Source organism: Marinomonas sp. 15G6-16 (genome assembly GCF_055809555.1).
Map to the genome: position 1 here is coordinate 2,944,915 of NZ_CM147916.1, position 20,303 is coordinate 2,965,217.

Consider the following 20,303-nt stretch of genomic DNA (forward strand, 5'->3'; position numbering starts at 1 on the left):
TCAATAAAAATTAAATTAAGAGAGTCTTAGAAAAGGAAGTTATATGAACAGGCAATAGCTCCCTTTAGGCTCTTTAATTACAAAGAATCCTAATTTGGTACTACTGTAAAATCACAGCAGTGGGCGACGTTGCCTTGAATGAAGTTAACCGACGTTGGTGAACTCTTTATTACTATACAAAAAAAGTGCCAAGAACCGCTTTAGTTAACCGCATGAATTTCAAGTAAAAAAATGTAAAACACAGTTTTGCAATGCACCAAAATGACCTTTTCTTCCAATTAATTCCAAAATGGTGCGTATTAAGGTGGTGCAAAGTCCTTACTTTTCTGTATTGATTTGACGATCTATCTCAAAATATTTCTAGAGACTCTTACCCATGAGCCGCGAGAGGCTTATAATGTCGCTATTTTAAGACAACAGACAAATGAGAGTGTTATGTCAGAAATAAGAACACGTATTGCGCCGTCACCAACAGGCGATCCACATGTTGGAACCGCTTACATTGCCTTGTTTAATATGGCATTTGCCCGAAAAATGGGTGGTAAGTTTATTTTGCGTATCGAAGATACGGACCAAACTCGTAGTACACCAGAATCTGAAAAAATGATTCTAGACGCTTTGCGTTGGTTGGGACTTGATTGGGCTGAAGGTCCAGACGTAGGTGGTGAATACGGGCCATATCGTCAAAGTGAGCGAGGCGATATTTACGCACAATACGCTCTTGAATTGATTGAAAAAGGTCATGCTTTTTATGCGTTTGAAACGCCAGAAGAGCTTGATCAAATGCGTATTGAACAAAAAGAACAAGGTCTGCCACAAAAGTATGATGGACGAGCATTAAAGCTAACACCAGAAGAAGTTCAGGCTAAGCTAGATGCCGGTACACCGTATGTTGTGCGTATGAAAATCCCAGAAGAAGGAACGTGTGTCGTAGAAGATATGCTACGTGGCACGATTGAGATCGACTGGGCTCAAGTAGATATGCAAGTTTTACTGAAAGCGGATGGCATGCCGACTTATCACTTGGCAAATGTGGTTGATGATCATTTAATGAAAATTACCCATGTTATTCGTGGTGAAGAATGGATCAACTCTGCGCCTAAACACATCTTGCTTTATCAGTACTTTGGTTGGGACATGCCTACTTTATGTCATATGCCATTGCTGCGTAACCCAGATAAATCCAAACTGTCTAAGCGTAAAAACCCAACCAGTATTCTTTACTATCAGCGTATGGGTTACATGGCAGAAGCGGTTATTAACTACCTTGGCCGTATGGGCTGGTCTATGCCAGATGAGCGTGAAAAGTTCTCTTTAGATGAAATGGTTGAGAATTTTGATATTCAACGCGTGTCATTAGGTGGGCCGATTTTCGATGTAGAAAAACTGAGTTGGCTAAATGGTACTTGGATTCGCGAAAACCTGACACCTGAAGTGTTTGCTCAAAAATACGTTGAGTGGGCATTGAATCCTGAATACTTGATGAAGATTCTACCTCTTGTTATCCCGCGTGTTGAGACTTTTTCAGATGTTGCGGATGTTGCAGGGTTCTTCTTGAAAGGTATGCTGCCAATCACAAAAGAAGACTTCGCCTCTGTGAAAATGGAAGAAGAAACACTTCGTAAGGCGATGCAATTTGCGTTGTGGCGCTTGGAAGCGTTAAGTAAGTGGGAAAAAGACGAAATTTTCAACGAAATGAAAACCCTGGCGCAAACGTTAGAGATTAAACCAAAAGAATTCTTTGCTCCTTTGTTTGTTGCGATTTCAGGAACGACAGCATCTGTTTCTGTATTCGATTCTATGGCTATTCTTGGTTCTGATATTTCTCGTGCGCGTATGCGTACTGCGGTAAATGTCTTAGGTGGACCTTCTAAGAAAGAAGCAAAACGTTGGGAAAAAGAGTTCGCAGCTCTTTAAGCTAAGAGTGTTTTGAAAACAAAAAATCGGCCTATTGGCCGATTTTTTGTTTCTAGGACTTTGCTATCCACTATGATGAGTAACGTTTACTTTGTGGTGAATAGGCTGGTTTTCTTATCTAAGTTTGCTACCTGACTGTGAATATCGCTGGTATTTCCTTCGATACTGTTAATGTAGTTATTGTCTCGCTGAAGTTGTTGAGCGATCTTATCCATTTCCTCACTCATATGAATAGCCGTTTTAGCCACTTCTTGAATAGAGCGAGCCATATCAATAGAGGAGGATGAGCTTGTTTGAGCATTTAATTCAATTTCACGAATAGCAGACTCCGCTTTTTCGCTAAACTCTTCAATCGCATGCAAACTTTCTTGACCGTTGTGCATGGTTTCGATGGCTGCTTGGGTTGAGGATTGAATCGTGCTGACGATGTCCGTGATCTTCGCGGTCGCATCGACTGTTTTCTCTGCTAAAGATCGAACTTCATCCGCTACGACAGAGAAACCTCGACCGGCTTCGCCTGCTCTTGCTGCTTCAATTGCGGCATTCAGCGCGAGTAGGTTGGTTTGATTGGCCAAGTCGTTAATCATGCTGATAACGCTATCAATGTCTTTTGATAGCTGACCCAATTCATTTAACTGCTTGCTGGTGGTGTTCACAACATCAATTGTATTGGAAAGATTAGACAAAGCGCCTTTAATGGTCTCTGAACCAACTTTGGCTGATTCATAAGTGTTTTGCGATTGCTTGCTTAAGTCTTCCGTTGTGTTAGATATACTGGAAATAGTAGTTGATATTTCTTCCGTTGCCGTCGCTAGGGAGTTGGTTTGTTCGCTAACTGAACGGTTGCTGTGTGCTATGTTGGTCACAGATGTATTGAGTTCAGTAACCATGTTGTTGACCCCTTGAGTGGTGTCGACAACTTCTCCAATGACCGAACGAAGGCCAGTGGTCATTTCATTGACTGAACGGCATAGGGAATCGAATTCATCATTACGTTTGTGATTAACATGCAGGCGAGCAGTTAAGTCGCCATCTTTTACTTTAATGAGATCAGTAATAATTTGAGAAAGAGTGTTTTTAACATTACGCCCAATCCCAACAACCATTAAAGCAGACAAAATAGCCACAATAGCACTTACAACGATAAGGCCAAATCTGGCTTGTGTTGCACTTGCTTTAGCTTCTTCACGAGCTTGTTTAACCACATTCTGCATGTAGTCAACGGTGTCTTTACGAGTTGCATTGAATGCTTCTCTTACACTTAAAAAGGATGATTGTAGGTCGTTAAGCTTTTGGCTTTCTTTATCAAAGTTAGTGATGGACGAAAAGTACGTGTCTAAGTCCGCGCCAAATTGCTCTAATAAACCAAAAGTGCTTACTCTTTCATGGAATTTTTCATACCTTTCCATGAAGATTTGTTTGTTCTCAGCAGAAGGTTCAAATATAAAAATATTCTCAGCTTCACGCACGGGTAGGAATTCTTGTTTGATTAAGCTAAGGAAGGACACAAGAGAAAGTGTGCTTTCTCCAAGAGTCGTTACCTCAGCTTTTAAACCAGAAGAAGAACTGAAGCCTACTTTTTGTCTTTGATTGATAACGAGTGTGAGTGCATCGTGATATTGGTTTAAAGCTTCAGTGATGTTTTGCAGATTCTTTTGTGTTTCCGTGTCGTCGATTAGTTGAATATCAGACGAGAGTGTATTCACTGACTCTTGGTAGTTTGTGTGCATCTGCTCCATAAAACCGGAATAGGTTTGGTCGTTTATGGCCGACAGCGATTCGTATTCATCCATGAGTGCAAGAACAAGAGAGGATAGATTTTTATCTACACTGGTAAGTTGTTCGAATTTTTCGGAGGAGGATTCTTGTGTTTTTAAGCCTTGTAATGACACTGCTGTCACTATTAGGCAACCAAGAATACTGGTTAAAAGTAGGTATAGGAGTTTTGTGCGAAAACTGATATTAGCTAACATATTGTTATCCCTATAGTAGAGCTTTATTTTTGTTATAATTTATTAAAGCATCTAAATATAGAGATAAGCAATCTGTTCTGATTTATTTTAGAGGGTATTTGTATTCCAATGTTTTCTTTAATTTATCGGATAACGAAGACGCTGGTTTTCTTATCCAAGTTGTCTGTTTGGTTGTAAATGTCTCTAGTGTTTCCTTCAATGCTATTAATGTAACCATTATCACGTTGAAGTTGTTGAGCAATCTTGTCCATTTCCTCACTCATATGGATGGCTGTTTTAGCTACCTCTTGAATAGAGCGAGCCATATCAATAGAAGAGGATGAGCTGGTTTGGGCATTCAGCTCAATTTCACGAATGGCAGCTTCTGCTTTCTCACTAAATTCTTCAATGGCGTGTAAGCTTTCTTGTCCATTATGCATGGTTTCGATCGCAGCCTGAGTTGATGTTTGAATCGTACCAACGATATCTGTGATTTTTGCGGTCGCATCGACTGTTTTCTCTGCCAAAGAGCGCACTTCGTCTGCTACAACCGAGAAGCCTCGACCAGCTTCACCTGCTCGTGCAGCTTCTATTGCGGCATTAAGAGCGAGTAGGTTAGTTTGATTGGCTAAGTCATTGATCATGCTGATGACGCTATCAATGTCTTTCGATAATTGACCCAGCTCATTGAGCTGTTTGCTGGTTGTGTTTACCACATCAATCGTACTGGAAAGGTTAGATAAAGCACCTTTAATCGTATTTGAACCAACTTTGGCAGATTCATAAGTGTTTTGAGACTGCTTGCTTAGGTCTTCTGTTGTATCGGAGATACTTGAAATTGTCGTAGATATCTCTTCTGTTGCTGTAGCCAAGGAATTCGTTTGTTCACTGACCGAGCGATTGCTTTGCGCTATGTTGGTCACCGACGTATTGAGCTCGGTGACCATATTATTAACGCCTTGAGTGGTATCGACCACTTCGCCAATAACCGAGCCTAGTCCTTTTGTCATTTCATTGACTGAGCTACAAAGGGAGTCGAATTCATCGTTACGTTTATTGTTTACATAGAGTTGAGCAGTTAGGTCGCCGTCTTTAATTTTGTTTAAGTCTTTGATGATTTGGTTAAGTGTTTTCTTAACGCTGTTGCCAATACTGACCATGATCAAAGAAGCTAAAATTGCCACAATAATGCTGACAATAATCAGGCTAGCGCTGGCTTGCTGAGAACTGCTTAAAGCTTGTTGGCGCGCCTCAATAACGGCTGTTTGCATATGTTCTACAGCAATAGCACGAGTTTCATTGAAGTGAGCCTTCTTTTCATCAAAGGAAGATTGTAGGGCAATGAGCTGCTGGTACTCCTCATCAAATTGCTCCACTGAAGCAAGGTAGGTTTGGATAACATCACCAAAGCGCTCAGCCAGTCCAAAACTTTCCACTGTGTTATAAAAAGTCTCATAGGCAGATAGGAAGATTTGTTTGTTTTCTGGTGTTGTTTCAAAAGTGAAATTATTTGCCGCTTCACGTGCAGGTACGAATTCGTCTTTTACTAAGCTGAGGAATGAAATTTCACTAAGAACTTTTTCCCCTAACTCTGAAATATTTGCTTTCAGACCTGATGCGGCATTAAAACCGATTTTTTGTCTTTGATTGACTAACAAAATGAAGGCTTCATTGTATTGATTTACGGAAGCGATAATGTCGTTTAAATTTTTCTGAATAGTCTGGTCTGTCACTAAGCCCAAATCAGATTGAAGTATCTCAATGGATTCTTTGTGAGTAGTGTCTAACCTTTCTAGGAAATCGTTGTAATTTGAATCGTCTAATCCTGATAATGATTCATATTCCTCCATCATAGTTATAACAAGAGAGGCTAGATTTTTATCAACAGTAGTTAAACGTTCATATTTGGAAGAGGAGGTTTCTTGAACTTTTAGGCCTTGTAACGCGACAAGTGTCACGAGAATAAAGCCAAGAATAGCAGCTATAAGTAGAGATAGAAGTTTGGTACGAAAACTCAGATTAGCTAACATTTTTCACCCTTTCTTAATGATACGCAGAATATCAATTTGCTTACTAGGTAAGCTCGTGTGGCGTATTTTGTGTGTTCCCTAACAACGGCTATTCATAAATATTATGAAATAGTCGTTTTCATTCTATTTCTACTAGAACCTATTTTGCAATTTATTGATATAAAAATAAGATGATAAAAATTCAAGAATTTTATTTAGGTGCTTTTAATGAAAGGTTAAAAGTCGTGAGGACTCAACCAAATGTCTTGCTGTCTATTACCAAGATAATGGATTTCTCCGGAGTAGCGGGCAATACCACTTGAGCTAAATTCGAACTTATAGCTTCGCTTGATTTTGATTTGGCCTTGATGCCATACAGGCTTCCATTTTATGCCAGCAACACTGCCATCTAAAAGTTGAAGATTGAGAGATTGGCAATGCTTTTTAGCTCTGAGGAGGGCTTGTTCTCTAATTGAAATGTTACGCCACCATGCATACACGCATAGTCCAAAAAAGAGAAAAATAACGATATCGGAGAGTTGAATGTTCATGCTGCCAATTATCTATAGTGGAATTAATGACATCATAACGAATAGTGACTGAGAAAAGAAATACGTGACTACCTCCAAGCAGGAGAGAAAGGAGAGGTAGTCACGTTCTTCACGCATTGCAGAGCAACTTACATATATTATCTCATTGAAAGAAAGCTAAATTTGGCATTCGGGGCAGCAAATGTATGGGTCCAAATTTGAGTCGTTTGCTTAAATTCTATGGCCAGTCAGGGTGATAATTTATGCAGCTTCTACAGCTCTCTCTGCGTAAAGTTGGATAACCCACTGTTCGATACGTTCGTCAGTGAGTTCAAACTGTTGATCTTCGTCTATGGCTAAACCAATGAAGTGGCTCTTGTCATGGACACATGCTCTTGATGCTTCAAACTCATACCCTTCAGTTGACCATTGGCCAATAAAAGTGGCATTTGTTGGTAATAGTTTCTCGTATAACCAACCAACTGCATCAACGAAGTAATCACCGTATCCGAATTGATCTCCTAATCCGTAAAGGGCAATTGTTGTATTTTCTAAAGCTAGTTCGCCTAAGCTGTCGCCGATGTCTTCCCAATCAGATTGGATTCCACCAAAGTCCCAAGTAGGGATACCCAAAATGAGAGTAGAGTATTGCTCTAATGTGCTAAGTTCGATGTCTTTGATATTGAAAATATCAACACTTTCCCCTAACTCTTCCCATTGTTTTGCGATCTTATGACCAACTTCTTCGGTATTGTTTGTATCAGTGCCGTAAATAAGGGCTATAGATGATTGAGCCATGTTGTACGTGTATTCCTGTAATCTAATGAATTTGTCCGTATTGGTGACTGCTGACACCAAAATGCTGAATAAAAGCGGCCTCGAACTGTGCTTCTGAGAAACCACTTTGAGCGACAATATTACCTTTTTCTGTTGGGTTTTGTCTCAGTTTTGCTGCAGCAAACTTGATTCGACTACTTTGCCAGTAACTATCTAGTGGTTGTCCGACAATAAGATAGAAGCCAATCGCAAGTGCTTCAGTGTTTAATCCAACACGTTGTGCTAAGTGTTTTAGGTCCAATGCTTCATGCTCTAGCGCTTCAATTAAGTTCTGCGCTTGAAAAAGTTTTCTTTGGCAGCTTTCGCATTCGGATAAGTGATTTAGCATTTGTAGCTGCTCAATCAAGTTAAAAATAACAGCATAAACCTGACCCGCTAAACTAATAGAGTGTCCGTTATGAGAAAAAATAGGTTGGCTGATATTGGCCATTTTTTCTGTAAAAGGAAGTTGAATGACACCGTTATCGTTTCCTAACTTTTCTTTCATCAAAGAGAAATGCTGAATAACGTGATCTTCTGTTTCTCCAAGAACCGAAGCCAGATGACTCGGAGTAATACGTATTTGTAGCAAACTCAACTGATCATCTTTCTTCATGGCCAAACTTCCATGAAGGTTTTTTGGTTGATACGAAATCTGAACCGATTGAATGTCTTGTATGCTGTTTATAGGGCCTGTTCCTAGAAATGAGAAATAAAGGCCTGCTTGAGCTTCTTCTTCAATGACGATGTCGGTGCTGCTATGCAAATGCTGATTGAGTAATTGTAGGTTAGGTAAAAGGGCGCTCAGGTACTTATGGCCAGTTAAGCTAGCTGCCATTTCCGCTTTCACCTTTCCTTTACTGTCATACAAATCATGCATGTTTAACTGCATTGCATGTCACCTCTAATCTGATAATGGTTATCATTAAAAACATTTTTTAAGAGTAATGCAAGTGATTCTCATTAGAAAGACAAAAAACTTACTTTTATCAAACATAGAGCAAGTAATGAGGAGCTAACCGCAGGTGGTTAGCTGGGGTCTCTAAATAGATGTTGGGTGTTTAAATAGAAAAAGAGTTGAGAGGAAGACCCGAAGGGCGTGGGTTAAACACTTTTTATTCTTTGTTAAGCTTCTTGCCAATATGTTCATATTGGACTTGTTCGTACTTTCCCTAGATTAGGTTGAAGCTTCTTAACAGTGTGACACCAATGCTGGTTGTGATCAGAGAGGCGATTGTTGTGATAACAATGATGTTGGCAGCCAGTGCAGAGTTTCCATTCATAGCACGAACCATGATGTAACTTGCTGATGCAGTAGGAGCAGAAGACATAAGGAAGAGGACACCTAGCTCCATTCCACGATAGCCTAATAAATATCCCCCAAAAGTTAAAATGATAGGGATAAAAATCAGCTTGCCGACAGACGCAAGTAAAGAGCCAAACAGTCCATTTTTTAATGAGCTAAAACTCAATGACGCACCTGCGCACAGTAGAGCTAAAGGCAATGTCATTTGCGCAAAGTAATCCCCCGCTTTATAAACAGTAGCGGGTAGTTTTAAGCCTGTTATAGAAGTGACGAACGCTGCGAGAATGGCCAATATTAGAGGGTTCTTGGCAATACCTTTTAGTATGCCAAAAGCATTGATATTGCCGCCTAAGCCACGGCTCAAACCAATGACAGACAATATGTTGAATAAAATAGTAACACCGCCTAAGTAGACAGATGCCACAGCATAAACATCATTGCCATATGCATTCACGCAATAGGCTAGACCAATAATGCCCATGTTGGAGCGAAAAGCCCCTTGAATTAACACCGCTCTTTCTGCTTTATCCTCCACCCAAAATTTCATTAAAACTTCAAGTGTTAGATAGGTAGCTACAACGGCAGCCATAGCATAAATAACTAATGAAAAATCAGTTTCACTTGAGACATTAGTTCGAGAAATACTGATGAAAAGTAATGCTGGAAGGGTGACGTTAAACACCAATTTAGAAGCTGTATCAATGAAGTTGTCATTGATGAGTTTCACCTTGTACAAAACAATCCCTAACCCCAATATGAGAAAAATTGGCATGGTTATAGAAAAGGAAAATGCGAGTACATCTAAAAAATTGTTCACGTCAGCCCTTATAGCAGAAGCTCTAATTACTCATTGTTTTCGAAGCGGTAACCGGCACCATAAACAGAATGAATAACATTAAGCTCAGGCGCAACAGCAGAAATTTTCTTGCGCAATTTTTTGATGTGGCTGTCGATAGTGCGGTCACTTACTACGCGGCTGTCAGCATAAATGCTTTTCATAATAAGGTCACGACCAAAAACGCGGCCAGGCTCTTTTATCAATAATTGAAGTAGTTGGAATTCGACTGTTGTTAAATCGATCAATTCACCTTTGTAAGTGGCACGTAGGCGATCTACATCTAAGTCAAAACCATCTGTTCTTGGTGATTCGGTTTGGTCTAACTCAACTCGACGTAAGTTCGCTTTAACGCGAGCCACGATTTCACGAGGACTAAATGGTTTACATACGTAATCATCAGCACCCATTTCTAAACCGATAAGGCGATCGATTTCTTCTGCCTTAGCTGTCACCATGATAATAGGAACGCCGCTAAATTGACGAACTTGCTTACATACTTCTACACCATCTAAACCAGGTAGCATAAGGTCTAATAGAACAAGGTCTACTTGGTTGTTTTTGATGTAGTTTACAGCAAGGTCACCACGGTCAAGATGGTGATAGTCATAACCTGCTTGCGTTAAGTAAGCAGCCATCAATTCAGCCAATTTTGGTTCGTCTTCGATAATCAGTACTTTACTCATAATATGATTTGTTCCGTATTAATTTAAAGGGAATTCTATTTGTATACCTAAGCCACCATCCTGAGAGTGGTAAGCACTGATCGTGCCTTGGTGTCCTTCCACGATATTAGAGCAAATAGTAAGGCCTAGACCTCGACCGCCGGTTGCTCTGTTTCTTGAGTTTTCAACTCGGTAAAACTGTTCAAAAATTCTGTTCTTATCTTCTTCACTGACACCAGGGGCTGAGTCTTCAAAAAGAATAACCGCTTTCTTATTGGTCGATGATGCTTTGACGCTTAATTTCCCTGGAGCATTTGTGTATTTTAGCGAGTTATTCATCAAATTTGAGAACAACTGATACAAACGATCAGAATCGCCTTTTATTACAATAGGCTTTTTCTGAGTGTATTCATATATTAATTCTAGTCCAGCTTCTTGAAATGGAAGAGTCATGGATTGAGTGGCTTGCTCAAGAATCTCATTTAATGACACTTCTTCCATGTTGTAATTCAAACTGCCTGTGTCATGCATAGATAACTGGTTTAAGTCATCAATCAAGCGAGCCAAGTGCAAGGTTTCTTGCTGTAAAGAGGATAGACTATCTGGCGTTACCTTAATAATGCCGTCCTGCATGGCTTCAATTTCGCCGCGTAAAATAGCAACAGGTGTTCTTAATTCATGGGCTGTGTCTGCTACCCAGCGTTTACGAGCTTCCCGAGTGTTCTCCAGTGTGCTCGCAAGGTGATTAAAATTACAACTCAAGTCTGCCAATTCATCAGAGCCTTTTACGGCGATTCTTGTCTCGAACTTCCCTGCGGCTAGTTTTTTGGTCGCCACCTGCATAGAGCAAAGAGGGCGACTTAACCACTGAGCCAGAGGCCATGTTAATAATGCTGCAATGGCGAGCATAAATGCTGAGATTAAAAGAAAAGCTTCCCCTTGTTGTCGCACAAAGCGCAGTGTTTGGTCTTGAACTAATTCTCGGATGGAGCGTAAGCCAACAAAACCAACAATCTTTTTATTGACCGTGACAGGGTGAACTTCTGCATCTGTAAAACGAACCTTGCCTATAATTGGGCGCTGTTGCGCATCAAACAGAAGGAAGCGTTGGCGATAATATTGAGACGGATAAATCAAATCCAAATTAGGTGTGCTTGGAGGTGGAACAAGGTCACGCAAATTTTCTAGTTTTGCTTGATACCACTCTCTTTCCATACGACTCTCTTGTACAAGAAAGTACCAATCATCGTAATAGATGTAGAGATTAGCGGTTCTATTCGCCATCTGCTCTAAAAAGTCTCGATCACGTTCTGTTGCATATGATACAAAGCCTCGGTCAAAGCTCCATTGGAATACTTGCCACATAGAAACAATTAGCAGAATGTTACTTAAAACAAAAACCGCAAAGAGTTTGTGGCGAATTTTTAACCCTTTTGGGATGGTCATGGTTGGAGATGAGATCCTGTTTTATGTCCTGTTTATATAAATATGACAGGCTGTAGTTATCAATGTAGGCATAAAAATGCAAATCTTATCTTTACTATATAGTTTTTACAGGAAACTTGGCTACTTGGCTGTGGTGCAAATAATGAGGATTTCCCATATTTGGATCTCTTTAGGGAAGATACGAATAAGTCTTCTGAGCTTCAGTCTTATCAGAGAAACGGTCTATCAAGGCAAGAGTGAGCAGGAATGTTAATACCTTTCAATCACTCTTAACGCAGAGAGGCCGTTTCTATGAAAGACCCGAAGGGCGTGAGCTAAACACTTTTTATTCTTTGTTAAGCTTCTTGCCAATATGTTCATATTGGACAGCGAAGCTTGCCTCGAATAATAAAGGTTTATCCACACGCTGAAGCCAGTGGACTTGTTCGTACCTTCCCTAGTACTATGCATTAAATTTATATCTTTTGGTTTTAGTTATGCGTTTCATTTCTCTATTCAAAGGTTTGTTTTCTTTTTTCTTAATCGCCTTAAATACCACGCTTTGTTTTATTCCTGTTATGGTTTTGGCGTTATGCAAAATTGTATTGCCGTTCCCTAATGTCCGTGCTGTTTTAAATGTCATACTGGATAATATTGCGACAATTTGGATCGCGATAAACAATGTTAATCAAAAGTGCATTGGGCGATCCAAAATTCATTCCTCGGGCGACCAAGAATTATCGGCTAAAGATTGGTACATGATTGTGTCTAATCATCAATCTTGGGTGGATATTTTAATCTTGCAGCGCATGTTTAACCGAAAAATTCCTTTTATTAAATTCTTCTTAAAACGCGAACTGATTTGGGTGCCGTTTATTGGTTTAGCTTGGTGGGCTTTAGAGTTTCCTTTTATGAAGCGTTACAGTCCTGCGTTATTGAAAAAGCGACCAGAGCTTAAAGGCAAAGACATTGAAGTGACGAAAAAAGCCTGTGAGAAGTTTCAGTATTTTCCGGTTTCAATCATGAACTTTTTGGAAGGAACGCGTTTTACGTCGCAAAAGCATGAACAGCAAGTGAGTCATTTCAAGCACCTTTTATCCCCTAAGGCTGGCGGTTTGTCTTTTGCTTTAAATGCAATGGATGGAAAACTGCATTACTTAATTGATGTGACCATTGTTTATCCTGAAGGTATTCCAAGCTTCTTTGATTATCTGTGTGGCAAGGTATCTGAAGTGAAGGTTCATACTCGGATGTTGCCAATAGACGATTCATTGCTTGGGGACTATCAAAATGATGCGGAGTATCGCGCTTATTTCCAAGAATGGGTGAACGAACTTTGGCGAGAAAAAGATCAGAAAATCGATCGCCTTTTGAAGTAAGGGAGTGTTTAAAAAGGGTTTTATGCGATTTATCAGAGGCTAGCAGTTCCTTCTTTTTGAGTGACACGTTAGAATCTGATTTTTAAGATTTTATAGAATAGGAATATGTAATGGGCAGAGCCTTTCAAAACCGCAAAGAGTCCATGGCAAAAACGTCTGATCAAAAAGCCAAGGTTTATAGTAAGTACGGCCGTGAAATTTATGTTTGCGCAAAATCCGGTGGTATCGATCCTAATGGTAATTTGGCGTTACGCTCAATGATCGAGCGCGCGAAAAAAGATCAGGTGCCAACGCACGTTATCGATAAAGCAATTGATAAAGCGAAAGGCGGTGGCGGAGAAGATTTTGATACTGCTCGTTATGAAGGCTTTGGTCCTGGTAATACTATGGTGATTGTTGACTGTTTGTCAGACAACCCAAACCGTACTTTTGGTGATGTTCGTACTTGCTTTAACAAAGTTAAGTGTAAAATTGGTGGTCAAGGCAGTGTTAGTCACATGTTTGATCACAGTGCGATTTTTGTTTTTGCTGGTGATGATGAAGAAGCTGTTTTAGATGCTCTTATGATGGCTGATGTTGATGTAACAGACATTGAGCTAGAAGACGGTAAAGTGACTGTTTTTGCACCAAACACAGATTACGGTAAAGCAAAATCAGCATTAGTAGAAGCGCTTGGTGATATTGAATTCGAAGTTGATGAAATTCAATTTGTCCCACAAAATATGACTGAAATCAGCGGTGAAGAAGTTGAACAGTTTGATCGTTTTCTTGATCTTTTGAATGATCTAGATGATGTCCAACGTGTTTACCATAACGCTGAATACTAAAATTTATAAAAGGCGCAGTGGTATAAAGCCACTGCGCCTTTTTTTATTGAAGTGTAATTAAACAAAAGTAGGGAGTAATTTGTGGGAAAAGCCAAGCCTCAAGTGCAGTCTCCCTGTATTCATATTTGCTCTTTGAACGAAGAAAATGTCTGTACCGGGTGTTACCGGACGGGCGAAGAAATTAGTTTGTGGGGAAGTATGGATGAAGCTTCTCAGCTTGCAGTTATGAAAAAAGTTCGAGAACGCGAAGCGAAAAGTCCATTCGTCAGTAATTAATCTGCCCCATCTTTTTCAATAGGCCAGTCCTTGGCTATTTCAATATTATTTTTCCGTCAGTTTGTTTTTTAATTCAATCCATTGGGACATGTATTGCGTGCTTTTCAAGCTGTGGTGTCTGAGCATTAATCCCAAAAAATGTTTTTTCCGTAAGCTGTTTTTGAGTTGGTTTTGTACGATCAGCCGTTTTGTTAAAACAGACTCCCACTGCGCTGCTTGATAACGGTATTCTAGGATTCGATTGCCGTTTTGTTGCATTAATTTCCAGCTTCTTTTGTCTTCATAAAGAGAAACAGCCGCGTCGACAAAGGTGTCATTGTTGTCTGCGACCACACCGTTCCAAGGTAAATTGCCATGCATGGATTCTGACCCGATAGGTGTTGTAATGCTTGGTGTGCCCATTTGCATGGCTTCAACCAGTTTGCCTTTTATGCCGGCGCCAAAGCGTAAAGGAGCTAAACAAATTCGCGCGTTTTGCATGACTGCTTGAGCGTCTTCTGCCCAACCTTTCACTAAGAAACCTTCCTTTGCATTATGTAATTTTGTGGCTTTGGGTGGCGGATAAGCACCATAAATATGGAGCTCAGCGTTTGGTAAGCGTTTGCGAATTTTTGGCCAGATTTCAGTTTTCAATTTCAGTACAGCATCCCAATTCGGGGCGTGACGAAAATTACCAATGCTGATGAAATGTTCCCGTTCTTCAAAAGTTGGCAATGTGCTCATGTCGTTTGGTGCGTCGAGCATAAAAGGCAGATGCAGTAGATGTGTTTCCGGAACTTGAAATTCATCCATTAAAAGCTGGGTTTCAGTCTCGGAGATCATCAGAGTAAGGTCGCAACGGTGAATAGCGGCAATCTCTCGAATACCATGATCGCTGTAAAGGTCTTCTAATTGAAACTCTCGATTTTGCTTTAAGGCTAAGTGCCTAGCTTGTCGCAATGAGTGAAGGTCCTCAGTGTTTAAAACTCGCAAAGAATCTGGACTAAACTTTTCTACTCGCCAACCAAATTGCTCTTCCATCATGAAGCGATCAAAGATCACGATGTCTGGCTTTTTATCGGCAATATATTTGTCGAATGAGGCGTCATTCAAATCAATATGGTCTGGAGTAATGCCTAACAAAGATAAGTCCGCCATGTGCTCCGTTTGTTGAGCCGGGCTTGCAAAAGAAATTTGCCACTGGTTCTTATGGAAGCAGTTGAGTAGTTGCATCATGCGGCTGCCAGCGGCAGAAGAGTTTGGTTCTGGCCAGACATAGCCAATGATTAGTAAGTGCACAGTGCTCTCTATTTAAGAAAAGAATTAAAGAAAAAAGGCTTTTTAGATTCAGGATTTAAACGAGAATCAGGACATATTCGTTTGGCTATTGTATCATGGCGAACAGATTTGTGTTGCCTGCCTCGTTTGTAGGGATTGTTAGGCAAGACGTAAGCAAAACATGACGTTGAGAATATAATTATGATCATCAAACCAAAGATTCGTGGATTTATTTGTACAACAACACACCCAGTGGGTTGTGAGCAGAATGTAAGAAATCAAATTGCTTTTACTAAGGCTAAAGGCAAAGTTGAAAATGGCCCTAAAAAAGTACTTGTGATCGGTGCGTCTAGTGGTTATGGATTGTCTTCTCGAATTGCCGCTGCCTTTGGTTCTGGTGCGGCGACGATTGGTGTTTTCTTTGAAAAGCCAGGTACTGAGAAAAAAACAGGTACAGCCGGTTGGTACAACTCTGCCGCTTTTGACAAAGCTGCGAAAGAAGAAGGTTTGTACTCTAAGAGCATTAACGGCGACGCTTTCTCAAACGAAGCTCGTGATAAAGTGATTGAATTGATCAAAGAAGATCTTGGTCAAGTTGATATGGTGGTTTATTCATTGGCTTCTCCAGTGCGTAAAATGCCGGAAACAGGTGAAGTTATTCGTTCTGTTCTTAAGCCAATTGGCGAGCCGTACAAATCTACTGCGATTGACACAAACAAAGATGTGATCATCGAAGCGGAAATCGAACCTGCGACAGAAGAAGAAGTTGCCGCAACGACAACGGTTATGGGTGGCCAAGATTGGGAGCTTTGGATGTCTGCTTTGCAAGAAGCGGGTGTTTTGGCGGATGGCGTTCGTACGGTAGCGTATTCTTATATTGGTTCTGATATCACTTGGCCAATATACTGGCACGGCGCACTAGGCAAAGCAAAAGAAGATTTAGATCGTGCTTCTGCAGCGATTGATAGCAAGCTTGCTGCAGTGAATGGCGGTGCGAATGTTGCTGTATTGAAATCTGTTGTGACACAGGCTTCTTCTGCTATTCCTGTTATGCCTTTGTACCTTGCGATGGTTTTCAAAGTGATGCGTGAAAAGAATATCCACGAAGGTTGTATGGATCAGATTTACCGTATGTTCTCTGAGCGTTTGTACAATAATCACAACATTTCTGAACTAACGGATGATATGAATCGTCTGCGTTTGGATGATTGGGAATTGCGTGAAGATGTTCAGCAGGCTTGTCGTGACCTTTGGCCACAGATTACAGACGCTAATTTGTTTTCTGAAACAGATTACCAGCTTTACAAAGATGAGTTTTTGAAGTTGTTTGGATTCGGAATTGATGGTGTTGATTACGAAGCGGATGCTGATCCAGTCGCAGACTTTGAAGTTATTACTCTTTAATTTCTACTAAGGGGTAATGAAAGAAAGGAGTTTGGCTTAGGCTGAACTCCTTTTTTAATGTCTGTTTATCTCTTATAGTATATGAATTCGTACTTGGGGTGATTATGAAGCGATTTTGTTGGTTACTTGGTGTTATGTCTGTTGTGGTGAGTGCTCAAACAATTGAGCGTAAACCTGTGGACATTATTTATGGTAATCAATTAATACGCTCTGAACATCAGGTGGTTTTAAGTTCCCCTGATGCGGTTTCCGTTATTCCTGTTGAGCAGGTAGAACAAACTTTAGGTCCAAATGTTGTGATTGCTGCTGATGGCAGCGAGCTGTCTTATTTGGAAGAGAATGATATCGCAAAGCGTGAGCAAGAAATTTACGACGAGGTAAATCGCCGTACGGAAGAGGCGCCATTTACTGTGTTGTTTACAGGTAATATCCCCGAAAAAATCCAAGAAAGACGCTTGAGGATGATGCCTGAAATAGGTGTTGTTAACGAGAGTGTTCCTGGCCCATCAAGCAATCCTCTTGATGTTGGTGCTTTTTCCCCTGTTGGTCAGGGTGTGAATTCATCAAAAAACTCAAATGCATCCGCAAAAGAGTTAGAAAAGCTTGATGCGCTAATTGGTGGTTGAGCTTTCTTCTATTCTCGTTGTTTCATCATGTTGTGGCTTTGATTCACTGTGAGAATCTAGAGTCTCTGCTGACTGCCAATCGGTAAGTTCAGATGGAAACGCTTTGTTGTGAATAACAATTCTAGTGCTGTCTACAGAGTCTAATTTCTTTTCCATGAATTGAATGAAATCTTCCTTTTGTATCGCCTCTACTGCTTTTATCCATTCTTCATCAAAATCAAAGTTAGGTTCTTTTTGCGCGATTTGTCGCCATTCGCTGAGTGCATTATCACTAAGGTTTTTTGCTTGGATCTTGAGTTGATTTAAAAGTGTGCTTTTGGCTGCGTCGAAATCTTCTTCTGCTAGTGTACTGAGTTGACTTCTTTGCTCTAAAAGGAAAGTGTCGATTGCATTGACCAGCGTTAAAGTATCTTTGTTAGGTGACTGTATTACTAAGCCTAATATTGGGGTATTACGTGTGCTCAGATCCTGCGTGCCCACAATGTAGCCAAGTTGCTGGTTGGTTCTTAGGTCCTGATAAAAAGGGCTGTTTATTATTTTTCTCATGATCGAGAAATAAGCCTTTTGCGTTATTGTGTCATCGTCTTCAAGATCTTGGGTGCTTGTGTCTATTAGAGCATATAAAACAGCGCTGTCATCACTACTTGAGTCAAATTGATGGTGCAATTTCTGTTGTGTTGGTAGGGCTTTTGTTTGTATTGAGATGCCTTCTCTGTCTGTTAATCTTCCATCAAATCTTTCATACAGTGTATTTGCTAGTTTCTCTGTTTGTTCTTTGGTTAAGTTGCCTGTGCTGTAGCCAACCACACTAAAGTTGTTACGTGCATTCTTGGTAAATTCCTGCAAATCGCTAAGTGAAATTGCCGTAAGCGCTTCTTTAAGTTGTTTGGTGGTGAAGCTGTTCTTTGTAATAAGAGTATTTAATGCGGAATTAGCGCCTTGATAAGCTTGTTTGCTCGTTTGGTTTGATAGGTCTTTTTGTAGTTGCTGCTTGGCAAGTTCAAATCGATCAAATGTGGGGCGAAATAGAAACAGTTGATCAATCAGCCAGATTAGATAGTTGTTTTGTTTGTCTGAATAGCCGTTTGTTCGTAGGGTTACGCCATTTACATGAGGATAAAAGTTAAAGCCTAAACCTGCGAGATAAGGGGAGTATGTGTATTCACTTACGCTCTCATTAAATAGTCGACTCCAAAGTCGATTGAGTAGTGTGTTTTTGGCTGTGTCAGCGGCATTATCAAAGCGCAGAGCCAAAAAATTCATCGCAGTGGGTTTGTGAAAGCTGGAGTCTGATTTATGCCAGTAAGAAAAGCCTTCTTTTTGGAAGACGAGAGATGGGGCTTCATCTTGTTCGTTAATCATGGTTAATGATTCAGGGATGAAGTTATTTCTGTCCGGTAGAGTGACGAGTGTACTTTTCACGGCTAAGTTCATTAGGTCGAGAAAGGGTTGGCTGAAAAAATTGTTGCTGTATTCACTTTGATACCAAGGTTCGATTTGCCATTCTGGTATGTCTTTCGCCCAGTGATTCGGCATTTCTTTATTGGATGTGACTTGGATGAGCAGGTTTTCAGTATTAAGTTGTTGGAGAAGGTGGCTTATATCTTCTTTGTTGGCCATCTTGTCTATTCTGAAGCTACTCAATAAGTCTTCCGTTGGTACTTTAAGTGCTTTGGCTGACAAGGCGCGAGCCAGGTTTTGTGGATGTACATAACTTTGATGATTAAACATCATTTGGCTTAACTTGAGACCTTCCTCTAAATAAATGGGGTTAATGGGGGAGGATCTCAGTAGATTTATTGTGGCAAAAAAACGTTGTGCCACTGTGTCGATTTTTTCCATTCCCGCTTCAGTTAATCTCATTTTGACGGTAAAGAAAGCATTGCTTCCATAATCTGAGCTGGTGCTGGCCGAGATGCTATTAATAAGTCCTTCAGATTTTAACGAGGCATAGAGTGAGCCTTTATTTTCATTCCCTAAAATATAAGACAGATACCTTGTGGGCTGTGTTTTGTAGTTGAGTAACTGGGCGTCTATTTGGTAGTAAAAATAGAGCGTGTCTTTATCGATAAGAGGACGAATAAATTGCAGGCGAGGTTTGTTAATTGGGATGAGTGTCGGTGGCAGTGCCTGAGTGGGTTCTGTTTGCCCTAGTTGGGTTTGTTCTGGTTGAGCTTGTTCAGACTGTAATGATGTCTCATCTGGAGTCTTTTGAGTGGGTGCAGGTTGGCTTTTTATATCAGAAAAGTATTCAGTGGCAAGCCTCGCCATTTCTTCATAAGAAAGGTTGGCGACCATAACTAGTGCCATGTTTTCTGCATAATAGTTTGCTTTATACAAAGACAGTAATTGCTCTCTTAGAGGATTATTTGGTCGGTCTTTAAGAGTGTCTAAATTGCCGACAGTGAATCTATTGTATGGGTGGTCTTGGTTGATAAGTGTTTTGAAGGCTTGGTTGTTGCGTCGACTCTCGTTTTTAAATTTTGCTTTATATTCTGCGTCGACTGCATTTTTTTCCCTTTGAGTGAGTGATTCACTGAATAAAGGCGAGATGAAAAATTGTGCGAAGCGGTCGATGGCGCCTTCATAGCCAGAAGGTTTTATGTCAAAGAAGAAGTTTGTTGTGTCTGTGCTTGTATAAGCGTTATGCGTGCCACCATGAGTACTGATATAAGATTGATAATTGCCTGATTCTGGGTATTTTTCTGTGCCTAGAAAAAGCATGTGTTCCAAGAAGTGAGCAAGCCCTTGTTGGTCTTTAGGGTCATTAAAGCTGCCTACATTTACAGATAAAGAAGCAGAGAATCGCTCGGCTTGAGGGTCGTTTATCAGTATTACTTTCAGCTGGTTTGGTAATGTGATTGTGTAGTAGCTATTTTGATCCGTTAGGCTTTTATTTGGAATAATGGTAGCGGTAGGAATTGGAGGTGTGTGATCTGTGTCGTTTTGGCTCATTGATTCATCTGTCTCTGAATTTGTAGAAACTTTGACTTCATCCGCTAGGATGGGAAATGACGCGAGTGCAGTAAGCAAAGCGAAAAAGGGAATGAGTTTCTTAATAATCTGAATCATTGATTCA

At 40.4% G+C, this 20,303-nt stretch carries 16 protein-coding genes; 6 read left to right on the forward strand and 10 right to left on the reverse strand.

Going from position 1 to position 20,303, the window contains the following annotated elements; genetic code table 11:
- Nucleotides 1-435: 435 nt before the first annotated feature.
- Nucleotides 436-1,917 carry a glutamate--tRNA ligase gene (gene gltX / locus AC0L46_RS14085; RefSeq protein ID WP_473504467.1) on the forward strand — a complete coding sequence of 494 codons (1,482 nt, stop codon included), beginning with the start codon at nucleotides 436-438 and terminating at the stop codon, nucleotides 1,915-1,917.
- An 86-nt stretch (nucleotides 1,918-2,003) separates the two neighbouring features.
- Here gltX and AC0L46_RS14090 read toward each other — a convergent pair whose 3' ends face one another.
- From AC0L46_RS14090 to AC0L46_RS14125, 8 genes are all read right to left on the reverse strand, one after another.
- The gene (locus tag AC0L46_RS14090; protein WP_473504469.1) at nucleotides 2,004-3,890 is read right to left on the reverse strand and encodes a methyl-accepting chemotaxis protein; all 1,887 of its coding nucleotides are present in this window, start codon (nucleotides 3,888-3,890) and stop codon (nucleotides 2,004-2,006) included.
- Between the two features lie 122 nt (nucleotides 3,891-4,012).
- Nucleotides 4,013-5,899, reverse strand: coding sequence for a methyl-accepting chemotaxis protein (locus AC0L46_RS14095; protein WP_473504471.1), 1,887 nt, complete (start codon nucleotides 5,897-5,899; stop codon nucleotides 4,013-4,015).
- 215 nt (nucleotides 5,900-6,114) lie between these two features.
- On the reverse strand, nucleotides 6,115-6,429 hold the full coding sequence (locus tag AC0L46_RS14100) for a DUF3301 domain-containing protein (protein ID WP_414680134.1): 315 nt from the start codon (nucleotides 6,427-6,429) through the stop codon (nucleotides 6,115-6,117).
- Between the two features lie 240 nt (nucleotides 6,430-6,669).
- Nucleotides 6,670-7,206 (reverse strand): flavodoxin, encoded by a 537-nt coding sequence (locus AC0L46_RS14105; RefSeq protein ID WP_414680133.1) that lies wholly within the window; start codon nucleotides 7,204-7,206, stop codon nucleotides 6,670-6,672.
- 22 nt (nucleotides 7,207-7,228) lie between these two features.
- Complete coding sequence (locus AC0L46_RS14110) at nucleotides 7,229-8,116, reverse strand: helix-turn-helix domain-containing protein (protein ID WP_414680132.1); 888 nt, start codon at nucleotides 8,114-8,116, stop codon at nucleotides 7,229-7,231.
- A 280-nt stretch (nucleotides 8,117-8,396) separates the two neighbouring features.
- A complete protein-coding gene (locus AC0L46_RS14115) occupies nucleotides 8,397-9,347 on the reverse strand; it encodes an AEC family transporter (RefSeq protein ID WP_473504474.1) in 951 nt (316 codons plus the stop codon).
- A gap of 26 nt (nucleotides 9,348-9,373) precedes the next feature.
- A complete protein-coding gene (locus tag AC0L46_RS14120; RefSeq protein ID WP_414680130.1) occupies nucleotides 9,374-10,051 on the reverse strand; it encodes a response regulator in 678 nt (225 codons plus the stop codon).
- A gap of 18 nt (nucleotides 10,052-10,069) precedes the next feature.
- Nucleotides 10,070-11,476, reverse strand: a complete 1,407-nt coding sequence (locus tag AC0L46_RS14125) for an ATP-binding protein (protein WP_473504476.1) — start codon at nucleotides 11,474-11,476, stop codon at nucleotides 10,070-10,072.
- Between the two features lie 476 nt (nucleotides 11,477-11,952).
- On the opposite strand from AC0L46_RS14125, the gene AC0L46_RS14130 reads away from it, so the two are divergent.
- The 3 genes from AC0L46_RS14130 to AC0L46_RS14140 all read left to right on the forward strand — a co-directional run bounded on the left by AC0L46_RS14130 (nucleotide 11,953) and on the right by AC0L46_RS14140 (nucleotide 13,937).
- Nucleotides 11,953-12,834, forward strand: coding sequence for an acyltransferase (locus AC0L46_RS14130; protein WP_473504478.1), 882 nt, complete (start codon nucleotides 11,953-11,955; stop codon nucleotides 12,832-12,834).
- A 110-nt stretch (nucleotides 12,835-12,944) separates the two neighbouring features.
- A complete protein-coding gene (locus AC0L46_RS14135; RefSeq protein ID WP_414680127.1) occupies nucleotides 12,945-13,661 on the forward strand; it encodes a YebC/PmpR family DNA-binding transcriptional regulator in 717 nt (238 codons plus the stop codon).
- Between the two features lie 81 nt (nucleotides 13,662-13,742).
- The gene (locus AC0L46_RS14140) at nucleotides 13,743-13,937 is read left to right on the forward strand and encodes a DUF1289 domain-containing protein (protein WP_473504480.1); all 195 of its coding nucleotides are present in this window, start codon (nucleotides 13,743-13,745) and stop codon (nucleotides 13,935-13,937) included.
- A 45-nt stretch (nucleotides 13,938-13,982) separates the two neighbouring features.
- On the opposite strand, the gene AC0L46_RS14145 is transcribed toward AC0L46_RS14140, so the two are convergent.
- On the reverse strand, nucleotides 13,983-15,215 hold the full coding sequence (locus AC0L46_RS14145; RefSeq protein WP_473504482.1) for a glycosyltransferase: 1,233 nt from the start codon (nucleotides 15,213-15,215) through the stop codon (nucleotides 13,983-13,985).
- A 180-nt stretch (nucleotides 15,216-15,395) separates the two neighbouring features.
- Here AC0L46_RS14145 and fabV point away from each other — a divergent pair, with 180 nt between their 5' ends.
- Complete coding sequence (gene fabV / locus AC0L46_RS14150) at nucleotides 15,396-16,598, forward strand: enoyl-ACP reductase FabV (RefSeq protein WP_473504484.1); 1,203 nt, start codon at nucleotides 15,396-15,398, stop codon at nucleotides 16,596-16,598.
- A gap of 104 nt (nucleotides 16,599-16,702) precedes the next feature.
- Complete coding sequence (locus AC0L46_RS14155) at nucleotides 16,703-17,224, forward strand: hypothetical protein (protein WP_473504486.1); 522 nt, start codon at nucleotides 16,703-16,705, stop codon at nucleotides 17,222-17,224.
- Here AC0L46_RS14155 and AC0L46_RS14160 read toward each other — a convergent pair.
- Nucleotides 17,210-20,296, reverse strand: a complete 3,087-nt coding sequence (locus tag AC0L46_RS14160) for an insulinase family protein (RefSeq protein WP_473504488.1) — start codon at nucleotides 20,294-20,296, stop codon at nucleotides 17,210-17,212. The two genes, AC0L46_RS14155 and AC0L46_RS14160, sit on opposite strands and share 15 nt — an antisense overlap.
- Between the last annotated feature and the right edge of the window lie 7 nt (nucleotides 20,297-20,303).